Below are 13,491 nucleotides of genomic sequence, written 5' to 3'. Positions count from 1 at the left end.
CTACCCCCTCCCTCGATCCCTCCCCTCAAGGGGGAGGGAGGCGGGGCTCCGCACCCGCAAGGACAGCGGTGGCGCCAGCGGTTCAAGCAGCCCGCCCCGCCGCCAGGAGCCACCCCTCATCACGGGGGCCCATCCCGGTGATCCAGCCGCCGCGCGTCTGCGCGGCGAGATGAGTCCGCGGCAGACGCCGCGTGAGACGGATTGCCGGAAAGAGCCCGGCAATGAGGGGCCAAAGGGTCAAAACGGTGAATGACGTGTCGACCAGCAGCTACGCTTGCGCCGACGATGTAGGAGCTTCCAGCTTCCCTCCCCCTCGAGGGGAGGGGCTGGGGGTGGGGGTCCATCGGCGATCACCGCACACCCCCCTCCCTCGCTCAAGGGGGAGGGAGGCGGGGCTCACCGCGTGTTGTGCAGCATCCCCTGGAACGCGCGGTAGCTCCCCTTGGGCGTGCGCTTCTGCGTCTCGTAGTCGACATGCACGATGCCGAAGCGGGAGTTGTAGCCTTCGGCCCATTCGTAGTTGTCGAGCAGCGACCAGGCGAAGAAGCCGCGCACGTCGGCGCCCTGCCCCTGTGCGTTGGCGACCGCGCGCAGGTGATCGTCGTAGAACTGCACGCGCCGCGTGTCGTCGGTCTCGCTCATGCCGGTCTCGGTGACGTAGAGCGGGAGTTTCGTGTACTCGCGGCTCACCCGAACCAGCAGGTCCTCGAGGCCCTTGGGGTAAATCTCCCAGCCCAGGTCGGACTTCGGCAGGTCGCCCTTGACCTGGGTCACCGGGAAGGCGGGACGGGACGCATCGTACTTGTAGAGGCCGCGCGTGTAGTAGTTGATGCCCAGCCAGTCGAGGGGGCGCGAGACGACGTCCATGTCCTTCTCGAAACCCTCGGGCAGGTACTGCGCCAGCGCGCTCGTGAGGATGTCGGGGTAGCGGCCCTTGAACACGCCGTCGAGGTACCAGCGGTTGAACAGCGCGTCGCCGTAGTCGAAGGCGAGCCGGTCCTCTGCGCTCTCCGAAAAGGGCTCGGCCTTCTCGAGGTTGAGCACGATCCCGAGGTTTTTCATGCCTTCGGCGCGCAGGGCATCGATGGCGGTGCCATGGGCGAGGAGCACGTGGTGCATGGCGCGGCTGGCGGCGCGGATGTCGCGATAGCCCGGCGCATGGATGCCGAGGAAGTGGCTGAGGAAGGCGACGCACCAGGGCTCGTTGATCGTCGCGGTAGCCGCCAGCCGGTCGCCGAAATGGTGGCCGACCAGCGCGGCATATTCGGCGAACCACTTGGCGATGTCGCGGTTCATCCAGCCGCCCTTGTCCTGCAGCGGGCTGGGCAGATCCCAGTGATAGAGCGTCGCATAGGGCTTGAGGCCGCGTTCCAGCATGCCGTCGATCAGCCGGTCGTAGAACGCGATGCCCTTGGGGTTCACGGCGCCCGTGCCTTCGGGGATGAGCCGCGGCCAGGCGAGCGAGAAGCGATAGGCATCGAAGCCGCCGTCGCGGATCAGGTCGAGATCCTCGGGCCAGCGGTTGTAGTGATCGCACGCCGTCGCGCCGTCATGGGCATTCTTCACATTGCCCGGCGTTGCCGCGAATGTATCCCAGATGCAGCTGCCGCGGCCGTCGGTCTGGCCGCCTTCGATCTGGTAGGCAGCGGTGGCGGTGCCGAAGAGGAAGTTCGGCCCGAGGTCGTCACGCGAAATCGAAAACAAGAGGCTCTCCCGAAGAGGCGCTTGATGCGCTCGTGTTGGTCGTTCCGCGAAGCCGATTCTCGACGCCAGCGGGCTATGTAATCGATTGCATAACAGTGCGACGGGGGGATGTCACGAGGGGAGGACACCACCACTCCCAGAGTCGGCCCTCATGGCCGGGCTTGTCCCGGCCATCCAGCCACGCGGCGTCTGCCGCGTGAAACGACTCCCCTCGCCGCGCCGACGCGCGGCGGCTGGATCACCGGGACAAGCCCGGCGATGAGGGACCCAATCGCTTACGAGGCGCCGTCAGGCCAGCGCAGGAAGATCAGCTCAGGATCGCCGGGGTCGAGATGCTCGAACATGCCCGTCTGCGCGAAGCCGAGTTGCGGCAACAGAAGGCGCATCGGCGTGTTGGACTCGTTGGTCGAGGTCCAGAGCTTGAGCTCCGGCGGGGTCAGGCCGATGCAGTGCTCAATGAGCGCGCGGCCGATGCCCTCGCGCCGAGCCGTGGGCGAAACCACCAGCATCTCGATGAACGGCGAGCGGAAGAAGCTGCGGGTGAGGACGACATAGCCGGCGGCGAAACCGTCCCGCCACGCGATGTGGCATTCCCCGGCCCGCACCCATTCGGCGATCGCTTCGCGGCGCTCGGGCCCGGCGGGGGCGATGCCGACCACCGTTTCGATGTCAGCTTCGCTCGCGGGCCGGATCGACAGCATCGATCAGGGCCTGAGTTGCGGGCTGGCGGCGAGGATATTGCGGGCGATAGTGCGGAAGGCCTGCCCTTCCGGACCATCCGGGTCGGTGGCAACCACCGGCCTGCCGGCGTCCGAGCTCTCGCGGATCGACATCACCAGGGGGATTTCGCCGAGGAACGGGATATCGAAGCTCGCAGCCGCGTTCTGCGCGCCGCCATGGCCGAAGATGTCGTAGCGCTTGCCGGTGTCCGGGGCGACGAAGTAGCTCATGTTCTCGACGAGGCCGAGGATCGGCACGTCGGTCCTCAGCAGCATGTCCATCGCCTTCTTGGCGTCGATCAGCGCGAGGTCCTGCGGCGTCGAGACGATGACGGCGCCGAGCAGCGGCACCTGCTGGACGAGCGAGATCTGGATGTCGCCGGTGCCGGGCGGCAGGTCGACGACGAGCACGTCGAGCCCGCCCCACTCGCTCTCGCGCAGCAGCTGGCGCAGGGCGGAGGTGGCCATCGGCCCGCGCCAGACGACAGCCTGGTTGGCCGTCAGCATCGAGCCGATCGACATGGCCTTGAGGCCATAGGCCTCGTGCGGCGAGAAGATGCCATCCTCGCGCACCGCGGGCTTGCCCTCGAGGGCGAGCAGCTTGGGGATCGACGGCCCGTAGAGATCGGCATCGAGGATGCCGGTCCTGAGCCCCTCGGCCGCGAAGGCGAGTGCGAGGTTGACCGCAACCGTCGACTTGCCCACGCCGCCCTTGCCAGAGCCCACCGCGATGATGTGGCGGACACCGGGAACGGCCTCGCGCGGCGGCGGACCCGGCCGGCCCTGGGCCTTGGCCTGTCCCGTCGCCGCCTGGGCGCGGTCGGAGGTCAGCGAGACCATGACCTTGCGGCCCTCGGCGACCTTTTCGGCCGCCGCCTGCGCACGTTCGCGCGCCGGCCCGAAGGCAGCCTCCATGCCGGGCGCGACCGAAATGGCAAAGGCCACGGCGCCGGTAGTGACGATGATCTCGCTCAGCCCGCCATAACCGGCAAGCGAACCGCCGCCGGGGATCTCGACGGCGTTGAGTGCGCTGCGGACGGCGGTAGCGATGAGTTCATTGGCCATTTGGAATGCACCGAGGGTGAGGTGCCTTGCCTTCTCCCCTTGTGGGAGAAGGTGGCGCGCAGCGCCGGATGAGGGGTCCGCGCAACGAAGTGTAGCGCGATCCGAGCGGAGCGAGGAACGACGAGTTCGCGGAGAGAGACCCCTCATCCGCCCTTCGGGCACCTTCTCCCACAAGGGGAGGAGGCAACCGACTGATAGGACAGCGCCGAACTACAGGATCGACTGGCCGGTCGCCTTCCAGTCCTTGACGAACTGCTCGAGGCCCGACTTGGTCAGCGGGTGGTCGGCGAGCTTGTAGATCACGGCCGGCGGGATCGTGGCGACGTCGGCGCCGGCGAGGGCGGCTTCCGTCACGTGGTTCGCCGAGCGGATCGAGGCCGCGAGGATTTCGGTCGAGAAGTCGTAGTTGTCGTAGATCTGCCGGATGTCGCGGATCAGCTGCATGCCCTCGAGGTTGATGTCGTCGAGGCGGCCGATGAAGGGCGAGATGTAGGTCGCGCCGACCTTGGCCGCGAGCAGCGCCTGGTTGGGCGAGAAGCAGAGCGTGACGTTGATCTTGATGCCTTCCTTGGAGAAGGTCTTGGTGGCCTTGAGGCCATCGATGGTCAGCGGCACCTTGACCACGACGTTGTCGGCGATCTTGGCGAGCAGGCGGCCTTCGGCAACCATGCCCTCGTAGTCGGTGGCGGCCACCTCGGCCGAAACCGGGCCGGGCACGATGTCGCAGATTTCCTTGATGACTTCCTTGAAGTCGCGGCCCGACTTGGCGATGAGCGAGGGGTTCGTCGTCACCCCGTCCAAAAGGCCGGTTTCGTGGAGATCACGGATATCCTTGATCTCAGCGGTATCGACGAAAAACTTCATGGGCGTTCGCCTCCAGGAACCAGATTTTGTCTACCTAATAGGTAGTCGAAATCCGGCGCGAAGCAAGGTCGCGCCGGGGGTTTGTGCAGTCGCTCAGCGCAGGGCCGCGAGCATCTTGTCGGCGAGTTCGCCGATGCGATCCTCGGGGATGCCGGCCACGTTGATGCGCGAGTCGTTGATCATGTAGATCGCATCGTCGAGCTTCAGTTTCGTGACCACGTCCTCGGGCAGGCCGAGCAGCGAGAACATGCCGGTGTGATCGGCGATGAAGTCGAAGTCGGTCGAGTTCGAGCGCTGGCGGATGGCCTCGGCGAGCTTGACGCGCAGGCGCTTCATGCGCTCGCGCATCTCGGTCAGCTCGGCTTCCCACTCGGCGCGCAGGTCCTTGTCCTCGAGGATCAGGCGGACGATCTCGGCGCCATGGTCCGGGGTCTGGCTGATGGTCGCGCGGATGACGTTCTGCATCTGCGAGGAGACGACGTCGGCGCTCTCCGAATCCCTGGCGATCGCGATGGCGACGCCGGCGCGCTCGCGATAGAGGCCGAAGTTCTTGGAGGCCGAGAAGGCGACCATCGACTCGGGCACCGAGGACACGACCTTGCGGACGCCATAGGCGTCGGCCTCGATGCCATCGCCGAAGCCGAGATAGGCGAGGTCGACCAGCGGGAAGGCGCCGGTGCGCTTCAGGCTCTCGACCACCTCGTCCCACTGCGCGTTGCTGAGGCTCGCGCCCGTCGGGTTGTGGCAGCAGCCGTGCAGCAGCACGATGTCGTTCGAGTTGAGGGTATCCAGCACGCCCATCATCGCCTTGAAATCGACGGCGCGGGTCTTGGGATCGAAGTATGGATAGTGGTGCGGCTTCAGCCCGACCAGTTCGGTCATCGGCCAGTGGTTCGGCCAGCTCGGATCGGAAATGAAGATGCGGCCACCCGGACGGGCGCGCGCCAGCACGTTCATCAGGATCGACAGCGCGCCTGTGCCGCCGGCGCCGTTGACGCAGCGGATGCGCTTCGAATCGACCACGCCACCGAGGGCGAGATCGACCACGGCGGCCGAGAATTCCTTGTTGCCGACCACACCCTTGTAGGTCTTGGTCTTGGCGGTCTCGAGCATCTTCTGCTCGGCCTTCCTGACCGAGCTCATCACCGGCGTCACGCCCTTGGGATCTTTGTAGACGCCCACGCCCAGGTCGATCTTCCCGTCGCGGGGATCGTTGGCGTACTCGGCCATCAGCACGAAAATCTTATCGAGCGTGGCCTTCTTGAGGGTCTCAAACATCAGGGGTTTCCGGGGAAAAACAAGGCGGGGCTGTTATAGGCGAGGATGGGCGAAATGCAACGGGGCGGTTTGCTCCCCTCCCCCTTGAGGGGAGGGGCTGGGGGTGGGGGTCCATCGGTGATCGCCGGACCACCCCCTCCCTCGTTCCCTCCCCTCAAGGGGGAGGGAGGCGAACAGCCTACCGTTTCAACCCCGCGATCAACTGCGGCACCACCTCGAACAGATCCCCCACCAGCGCGATATCCGCGATCTTCATCAGCGGCGCCTCCGGGTCCTTGTTGATGGCGACGATCTTCCTGGCGCCCTGGATGCCGGCGAGGTGCTGCAGGGCACCGGAAATGCCGATACCGATATATAGGTCGGGGGCGATGATCTTGCCCGTCTGGCCGACCTGCCAGTCATTGGGAGCATAACCCGCATCGACCGCGGCGCGCGTGGCGCCGACGGCGGCGCCAAGCGTGCGGGCCAGATCCTCGACCAGCGCGAACCTCTCGGCCGAGCCGAACGACACGCCGCCGGCGACGACGATCTGAGCCGTCGACAGCTCCGGCAACTCACTCTCGGTGCGGTGCGCCGCGATGAACTTCGCCACCGCCGCGACATCGGGCCCGACCGCCGAGATCGGCGCATTGTTGCCGGACTGGGCCGGACGGAAGGCCGAGGCGCGGATGGTCAGCAGGTGCTTGGGCTCGCCCGAGGCGATCGTCTCGATGGCGTTGCCGGCATAGATCGGCCGGTCGAAGCGGTTGGGCCCGTGGATGGCGATCACGTCGGTGACCGGCATCACATCGAGCTTCGCCGCGAGCCGCGGGATCGCGTCGCGGCCGGTCGAGGCCGAAGCGGCGACGATATGACCATAGGGCTCGGCCAGTTCGGCCAGCAGCTTCGCGACCGCTTCCGCCGTCAGTTCGGCGAGCGCCGGGCTGTCGGCGACGAGAACCTTCTCGACACCGGCGATCCTGGCCGCCTCGGCTGCCACTTCCGCCACGCCCTGCCCTGCGACCAGAAGGTGCACCGGGCCCAGCCGCTCGGCGGCGGCGACAATGCGGGCCGTCGAAGCGGAGAGCTTGCCCAGGTCGTGTTCGGCGAGAACGAGAACAGCCATCAGAGCGCCTCCAGCTCGGAGAGTTCGGACTTGATCGCCGCCGCCAGTTCATCGACGGAGCCGAGCTTGCGACCGCCCGGGCGTTCCGCCGGCGGGCTCACCTTCTCGACCTTGAGGCGCGGCGCGACATCGATGCCGAACTCGGCGACCGGGCGCACGGCGAGCGGCTTCGAGCGGGCCTTCATCACCATGGGCAGCGCGGCGTTGCGCGGCGTGTTGAGGCGCAGGTCGGCGGTGACGATCGCCGGGAGCGCAACGCCGATGGTGGCGCGGCCGTAGTCGACCTCGCGGGTAACCTCGAGGCCCCCGCCCACCACCTTGATCTCCGATGCGAACGTCGCCTGCGGCCAGTCGAGCAGCCCCGCCAGCATCTGGCCGACCTGGTTGGAATCGTCATCGACAGCCTGCTTGCCGAGCAACACCAGGTCGGGCTTTTCCTCGTCGACCACGGCCCTGAGGAGCTTGGCCACCGCCAGCGTCTCGACCCGGCCGTCGGCCTCGATGAGGATGCCCCGATGCGCGCCCATGGCGAGCGCCGTGAGGATCACGTCGTTGCTCTGCCTGGGGCCGATCGAGACGACGACGATCTCGTCCGCGTGCCCGGCTTCACCCAGCTGCACAGCCGCCTCGACCGCGTTCTTGTCGAACGGGTTCATCGACATGCGCACGTTCTCGGTCTCGACACCCGAACCATCGGGGCGGACACGTACGCGCACCGCGTGGTCGACGACGCGCTTCACGGCAACGAGGATTTTCATCAGGTCCTCCGGAGGTTGCCGGTGGTTTGGCAAATATGGCGAGAGCGGGCAAGTTCGGGCGGAGAAATTCTGCCTACGCATTCGATGCCGAAGGGAATGGCGTACCAATGGGTTGACGCCCCAGCGCCCCCACCGGCACACTGCGGTTTTACGACTCCCAGGTTTTTCTATGCCCGTCATCAACCGGATTGCCGAGTTCGCCGACGAAGTCGCCGAATGGCGCCGTGATTTCCATACGCATCCCGAACTGCAGTACGACCTGCCCCGCACGTCCAGCCGCGTGGCTGAACTGCTGCGTTCATTCGGGGTCGACGAGGTGGTCACCGGCATCGGGCGGACGGGCGTCGTCGGCGTCATCAACGGACGCGGCCCGGGCAGGACGATGGGCCTGCGCGCCGACATGGATGCGCTGCCGATCACCGAGAAGACCGGCAAGCCCTACCAGAGCGCCACGACCGGACGCATGCATGCCTGCGGGCACGACGGGCACACCGCCATGCTGCTCGGCGCCGCTAAGTACCTGAGCGAGACGCGCAATTTCGACGGCAAGGCCGTGCTGATCTTCCAGCCCGCCGAGGAAGGCGGGGCCGGCGGCCGCGCCATGCTCGAGGACGGGCTGATGGAGCGTTTCGGCATCGAGGAGGTCTACGGCCTCCACAACATGCCGGGCACACCGGCCGGCCATTTCGGCATCCGCGTCGGCGGCATCATGGCGGCCAGCGACGAGTTCGCCATCGTCATCGAGGGTGAGGGCGGGCACGCGGCCTTCCCGCACAACACCGTCGATCCGGTGATGATCGCGGCGCAGATGATCACCGCACTCCACACGATCGTGTCGCGCGACGTCGATCCGATGAAGTCGGCCGTGCTCAGCGTCACCATGGTGCAGGCCGGCGAGGCCTTCAACATCATCCCCCGCACGGTGAAGCTCACCGGCACGGTGCGCACGCTCGACGAGAGCATCCGCGACTACATGGAAGAGCGGCTGCGCGCAGTGGCGCACGGCATCGCCTCGACCTTCGGCGGCAGGGCCGAGATCGCCTATCGCCGCGGCTACCCGGTGACGGTCAATTCGCCCGAGCAGACCGAGTACGCAGCGCGCATCGCCGCCGAGATCGTCGGCGAGGACCGCGTCGACGCCAACACCGACGCCAAGATGGGCGGCGAGGACTTTTCCTACATGCTCGAGGCCCGTCCCGGCGCCTACATCTTCCTCGGCAACGGCGCGACCTCAGAACTCCACTCCGACACCTACGACTTCAACGACGAGATCATCCCGGCCGGGGTGAGCTATTTCGTGAAGCTGGTGGAGAGCGCGCCGCAGAACTGAGAACGGCGCGTGGGGCGCCCCTCACCCCAACCCTCTCCCCAGAGGGGCGAGGGGGCGTTGTGGCACAGCCGGTGCGTCTATCGTCCCCTCGCGGTATCCCGAACCGTTTCGCTTGGCTCGATCCTCGCAGCGGCTGCTGGCCGGGACCGAGCCACGCCTCGCCAAGTAGTCGTAGCCGGTCGATAGGCCCTTCCGCCAACCCTGCGATTGATGGATAGTTAGGCTACTAGCCATCTCGAATCTGCCGATGTCCCCTCCCCTTTCCGCTGGCACCGTCACCCAGCGGACACTCATCACATTGCTGATTTCAGTTGCCGGCGGCGGTGTCGCGGCGCTGCTCAACCTGCCGGCCGCCTGGCTCATGGGCGGGGCACTGGCTGTTGCCATCGCAGCGCTGGCCGGAGTCAAGGTGATGCTGCCCAACTGGCTGCGCGACCTGACCTTCGTGCTGACGGGCTTGTCGATGGGCGCCGCGGTGGCGCGCGACTCGCTGGCGCTCATGGTGCAGTGGCCGGTGACCCTCGCCGCCATGGCGGTCGAACTGGTGCTCATCATCAGCCTGACCGGGCTATTGCTGCGCAAGATGTTCGGGCTCGACCGCGGCACGGCCTATCTCAGCTCGTTCCCGGGGCACCTCAGTTTCGTGATGTCGATCGCGGCGGCCGGGATGGGCGACAGCCGGCAGATCATCATCATCCAGGTGATCCGCATCCTGATCCTCACCATCTGCGTGCCGATCGGGGCGATGTTCCTGCCGCTCGGGCAGTACGAAGGCGCCCCCGCCGCGCCGCCGATGGATCTGGTGACGCTCGCCGTCGTCGCGGTGGCCTGCTGCGTGGTCGGCTTCATCTTCACCAGGCTCAAGATCCCGGCCGGCTACGCGCTAGGCGCCATGGCCACCTCGATCAGCGCGAAGTTCGCCGGGCTGTTCGAGGGAACGATGCCCCCGGTGCTGCTGACCGGCATCTTCATCCTCATCGGCGCCCTCATCGGCTCGCGCTTCAACGGCATCACGCGCGACGAGTTCAAGAAGGCAGCGCTGGGCGGCCTCGCCGGGACGGCGCTGACCGTCGCCATCTGCACCGTCGTCACCTTCGCGGTGGCACCGTTTGTCGACATGCCCTTCGGCCAGATCTGGCTGGGGCTCTCGCCCGGCGCCCTCGAGGGCATGGGCGCGCTCGGCATCGCGCTTGGCTTCGATACCGCGTTCATCGCTGCGCACCACGTGACGCGGCTGCTGTTCCTCACCTTCGCCATCCCGGTGGTGGCGATGGTGGTCCGCGAGAAGGAGCTGCCGTAGCGCTGCCGCAATCCTGAGGACAAGTGCCGACAGATTCTGGAGATTTTCCCCGATGCGCCTGCTGCCGAACCTCGCTGTCGCCCTTGTTGTCGCCGCCACACCGGCACTGGCGCGCGAGCGTTGCGACACGCCCGATCCCACCCCGGGCCTCAAGATCGAGTTCCACTTCGGCCTCGGCGACGTGAACGACCCGCAGATGGACGAGCAGCTCTACCAGATGCAGATCAAGCAGAAGCACGGCATCGATGCGCGCTCCGTCCGCGTTTCCGGCGACGGCTGCCTCGAGGCCTTCGTGCAGGCGGCTGACGGCTCATGGGGTGTCCAGTACTACGACCCCGACACCTTCGAGCGCGTGAACTAGGCGAGGCTCCCCTCCCCCGTGCGGGGAGGGGCTGGGGGTGGGGGTCCATCGGTGATCATCGGACCACCCCCTCCCTCATTCCCTCCCCGCAAGGGGGAGGGAGGCAGAGCGCTGACTAGCTCCGCTTCCGCCGTCCGCCGTAGGCCACCTTCATGTCGCCGGTCGGAAAGAAGGCGAAGCCGCTCCCGGCGAGCTTCAGCTTGCTGCGCCGCCGCTCGGCCCCGTTCGAAATCTCGAGCGGCTCGAGCCCTTCGCCCCCGTCGAGGGTCACCGTGATCGGCTCGGCGGAGAGGTTGAACAGGCACGTCATCGCCTCAGACTTCGATGTGCGCCGGAAGGCGAGCAGCGGCTCCGCCACCTTGATGAACTCGAGATCGCCCGTCGCCAGCACGGGATGGGCCCGCCGGAAGGCGAGTATCCTGCGATAGAAGTTGAGCGTCGAGTTCGGGTCGGCGTTCTGCGCCTCGACATTGAGCGCCGAGTGGTTGGGCTTCACCGGCAGCCACGGCTTGGCCGTCGTGAACCCGTTCGGCGCCTCCCCCTCCTCCCAGGGCATGGGCGTCCGCGCCCCGTCGCGGCCCTTGTACTCGGGCCAGAAGCGGATGCCCGGCGGGTCGGTCAGTTCCTCGAACAGGATGTCCGCCTCGGGCAGGCCCAGTTCCTCACCCTGGTAGAGGCAGACCGAGCCCTTGAAGCTCAGGATCATCGCCGCGGCCTGCCGCGCCAGCGCCGCCGGGCCAGCCGAGTACCTGCCCCAGCGCGACATGTGGCGGACCACGTCGTGGTTCGAGAAGGCCCAGCACGGCCAGCCGTTCGGCGCGCCGGTGAAGAACTTCTGCTGCTTGGAACGGAAGTGCTCGGCGGTGAATTCGGGGCCCAGCATGTCGAACGTATAGGCCATGTGCAGCTTGTCGCCGCCCGAGGTGTACTCCTCCATCAGCTGCAGGCCCTTGTGGCTGTCGCCGATCTCGCCGACCGTGGTCGTACCGGGGAACTCGTCCAGCAGCTTTCGCACGCGTTTGAGGAACGCAACATTCTCCGGCTGGCTCTTGCCGTGCCGGTGCTCCTGCATGTCGTAGGGGTTCACCGCATAAGGCAGGTGTCGCGGCCGACGCGCCGCCGGATTGTTCCGCAGCTGCCTGTCGTGGAAGTAGTAGTTCACCGTGTCGAGCCGGAAGCCGTCGACGCCACGTTCCAGCCAGAAGCGCAGCACGTCGAGCACCGCATCCTGCACGTCCGGATTGTGGAAGTTGAGGTCGGGCTGCTCGATCAGGAAATTGTGGAAGTAGTACTGGCCACGCGAGGGGTTCCATTCCCACGCGCGCCCGCCGAACACCGAGGGCCAGTTGTTGGGGGGCGAGCCGTCCTTCTTGGGGTCGGCCCACACGTACCAGTCGGCCCGCGCATTGGTGCGGTTGAGCCGGCTCTCCCGGAACCAGGGATGCAGGTCCGAGGAATGGCTCAGCACCTGGTCGATGATGACCTTGAGCCCCAGCGCATGGGCGCGCTTGATCAGGTCGTCGAAGTCCTCGAGGCTGCCGAACAGGCGGTCGACTTCCATGTAATCGGAAACGTCGTAGCCCATGTCCTTCTGCGGCGACTGGTTGATGGGGCTCAGCCAGATCGCATCGACACCCAGGCTCGCGATATGGTCGAGCCGCCGCATGATACCGGCGAGATCGCCGACGCCGTCGCCGTTCGTGTCCTGAAACGATCGCGGATAGACCTGGTAGATCACCGCGCCGCGCCACCAATCCGTCATCGAAGTCTCCGCCGAATGTGCTGACAGTGTCGCGATCCGGGCCCAAAAGCACAATTGCTTTCGACACATGCCGGTTCCCCGCCGGTTGCGGAGCAATCAGCTTCTCGACCAGAACTCATGCTGGTTCCACAGCCCCTGGGGAGGGAAAAACGTGCTGGCTGTCAATTAGTTGGCCATCATCGTCGCCGCCAATATCACCGACTGACTCAACAGCGCGCTGGCCGGCTTCTGGGTCTGGCTCGGCTGCTGGCGGTGTGGCGGTAGGTCTGCTCCCCTCCCCCTTGAGGGGAGGGGCGGGGAGTGGGGGTCCATCGGCGATGACCGCGCTCCCCCCTCCCTCGATCCCTCCCCGCAAGGGGGAGGGAGGCCCAAGCACCAAGGCCGGCTGTAAGCGTCTCCTCCCCCCTTGCGGGGGAGGGACAGGGTGGGGGGTATCTTCCCGCGCCCGGCTTCTCGATTGGCTCAGCTCTCGTAAGCCACCGACGGGAACTGCGTGGCGTACTTGCCGCCGGAGCAGTCGATCGAGGCGCCGGTGATGTAGTGGGCCTGGTCCGACGACAGGAAGCAGATGAGGTTGGCGACGTCCTGCGGGTCGCCCCAGCGGCGGAGCGTCAGGGTGTCGAGCAGGCGCTGCTGGCGCGCATCGGGCAGGCTGGCAAAGCCGTTCATCTCGGTGGGGATCATTCCCGGCGAATAGGAGTTCACCGTGACGTTGAACGGGCCGAGCTCACCGGCCAGCACGCGGCTGAACTGCACCACCGCCGACTTCGACGCCGCGTAGGCAGCGCTGCCGACCGAGGGGATGATGGCGGCGAACGAAGCCGCGTTCAGGATCCGGCCCGAGTTCTGGCGCTGCATGATCGGCGACACCGCCTGGCACATCAGGAACGTGCCCTTGGTGTTGGTGTCGAAATTGGCGTCCCACACCGCCTCGGCGAGCTTGTCGACCCGCGCCCCGTTGGCGACGCCGGCATTGTTGACGAGGATATCGACGCGGCCGAAGGCGTCATCGACGGCGCTCACCGCATCGTTGACCTGCGCCACCTCGCGCACGTCGCAGAGGATACGCAGGCCGGGCCAGCCCGCCTCGGTCCACTCCATCGCGGCATCGTCCAGCAGGTCCTGCCGGAAATCGATGATGGCGACGGTGACGCCCTCGGTGGCGAGAGTCCGCGCGATCACGCGGCCGATGCCGCGGCCGGCGCCGGTGACGATCGCTACTTTGCCCTTGAGATCTATCAGCAT

The 13,491-nt window shown here is 66.8% G+C and carries 12 protein-coding genes; 3 read left to right on the top strand and 9 right to left on the bottom strand.

All coding sequences use genetic code 11. From position 1 onward, the window contains the following. Positions 1–396: 396 nt before the first annotated feature. From PRN20_RS07385 to PRN20_RS07355, 7 genes are all read right to left on the bottom strand, one after another. Positions 397–1,704, bottom strand: coding sequence for a GH1 family beta-glucosidase (locus PRN20_RS07385; RefSeq protein WP_273956592.1), 1,308 nt, complete (start codon positions 1,702–1,704; stop codon positions 397–399). Positions 1,705–1,979: 275 nt separating this feature from the next. Next, positions 1,980–2,405, bottom strand: a complete 426-nt coding sequence (locus PRN20_RS07380; protein ID WP_273956591.1) for a GNAT family N-acetyltransferase — start codon at positions 2,403–2,405, stop codon at positions 1,980–1,982. 3 nt (positions 2,406–2,408) lie between these two features. Then, complete coding sequence (locus PRN20_RS07375) at positions 2,409–3,488, bottom strand: Mrp/NBP35 family ATP-binding protein (protein ID WP_273956590.1); 1,080 nt, start codon at positions 3,486–3,488, stop codon at positions 2,409–2,411. A gap of 210 nt (positions 3,489–3,698) precedes the next feature. Beyond that, the gene (gene fsa / locus PRN20_RS07370; protein WP_273956589.1) at positions 3,699–4,352 is read right to left on the bottom strand and encodes a fructose-6-phosphate aldolase; all 654 of its coding nucleotides are present in this window, start codon (positions 4,350–4,352) and stop codon (positions 3,699–3,701) included. 93 nt (positions 4,353–4,445) lie between these two features. Continuing rightward, complete coding sequence (locus PRN20_RS07365; protein ID WP_273956588.1) at positions 4,446–5,630, bottom strand: amino acid aminotransferase; 1,185 nt, start codon at positions 5,628–5,630, stop codon at positions 4,446–4,448. A gap of 178 nt (positions 5,631–5,808) precedes the next feature. After that, on the bottom strand, positions 5,809–6,735 hold the full coding sequence (locus tag PRN20_RS07360) for an electron transfer flavoprotein subunit alpha/FixB family protein (protein ID WP_273956587.1): 927 nt from the start codon (positions 6,733–6,735) through the stop codon (positions 5,809–5,811). Further along, a complete protein-coding gene (locus PRN20_RS07355; RefSeq protein WP_273956586.1) occupies positions 6,735–7,493 on the bottom strand; it encodes an electron transfer flavoprotein subunit beta/FixA family protein in 759 nt (252 codons plus the stop codon). Before PRN20_RS07355 ends, PRN20_RS07360 begins: the two co-directional genes overlap by 1 nt. Before the next feature lie 169 nt (positions 7,494–7,662). Between PRN20_RS07355 and PRN20_RS07350 the strand changes: the two genes are divergently transcribed. The 3 genes from PRN20_RS07350 (at position 7,663) to PRN20_RS07340 (ending at position 10,484) form a co-directional block, all read left to right on the top strand. Further along, the gene (locus tag PRN20_RS07350; RefSeq protein WP_273956585.1) at positions 7,663–8,823 is read left to right on the top strand and encodes a M20 aminoacylase family protein; all 1,161 of its coding nucleotides are present in this window, start codon (positions 7,663–7,665) and stop codon (positions 8,821–8,823) included. A 247-nt stretch (positions 8,824–9,070) separates the two neighbouring features. Further along, a complete protein-coding gene (locus PRN20_RS07345) occupies positions 9,071–10,123 on the top strand; it encodes an AbrB family transcriptional regulator (RefSeq protein ID WP_273956584.1) in 1,053 nt (350 codons plus the stop codon). Positions 10,124–10,175: 52 nt separating this feature from the next. Further along, positions 10,176–10,484: a hypothetical protein gene (locus tag PRN20_RS07340; protein WP_273956583.1), complete on the top strand. Its 309-nt coding sequence runs from the start codon at positions 10,176–10,178 to the stop codon at positions 10,482–10,484. Positions 10,485–10,599: 115 nt separating this feature from the next. Here PRN20_RS07340 and PRN20_RS07335 read toward each other — a convergent pair whose 3' ends face one another. After that, positions 10,600–12,246 (bottom strand): alpha-glucosidase family protein, encoded by a 1,647-nt coding sequence (locus tag PRN20_RS07335; RefSeq protein WP_273956582.1) that lies wholly within the window; start codon positions 12,244–12,246, stop codon positions 10,600–10,602. Positions 12,247–12,708: 462 nt separating this feature from the next. Then, on the bottom strand, positions 12,709–13,491 hold the full coding sequence (locus tag PRN20_RS07330; RefSeq protein WP_273956581.1) for an SDR family NAD(P)-dependent oxidoreductase: 783 nt from the start codon (positions 13,489–13,491) through the stop codon (positions 12,709–12,711).

The organism is Devosia sp. ZB163 (assembly GCF_028613635.1).
GTDB lineage: Bacteria > Pseudomonadota > Alphaproteobacteria > Rhizobiales > Devosiaceae > Devosia_A.
This window is presented reverse-complemented; position numbering and strand designations above follow the sequence as displayed.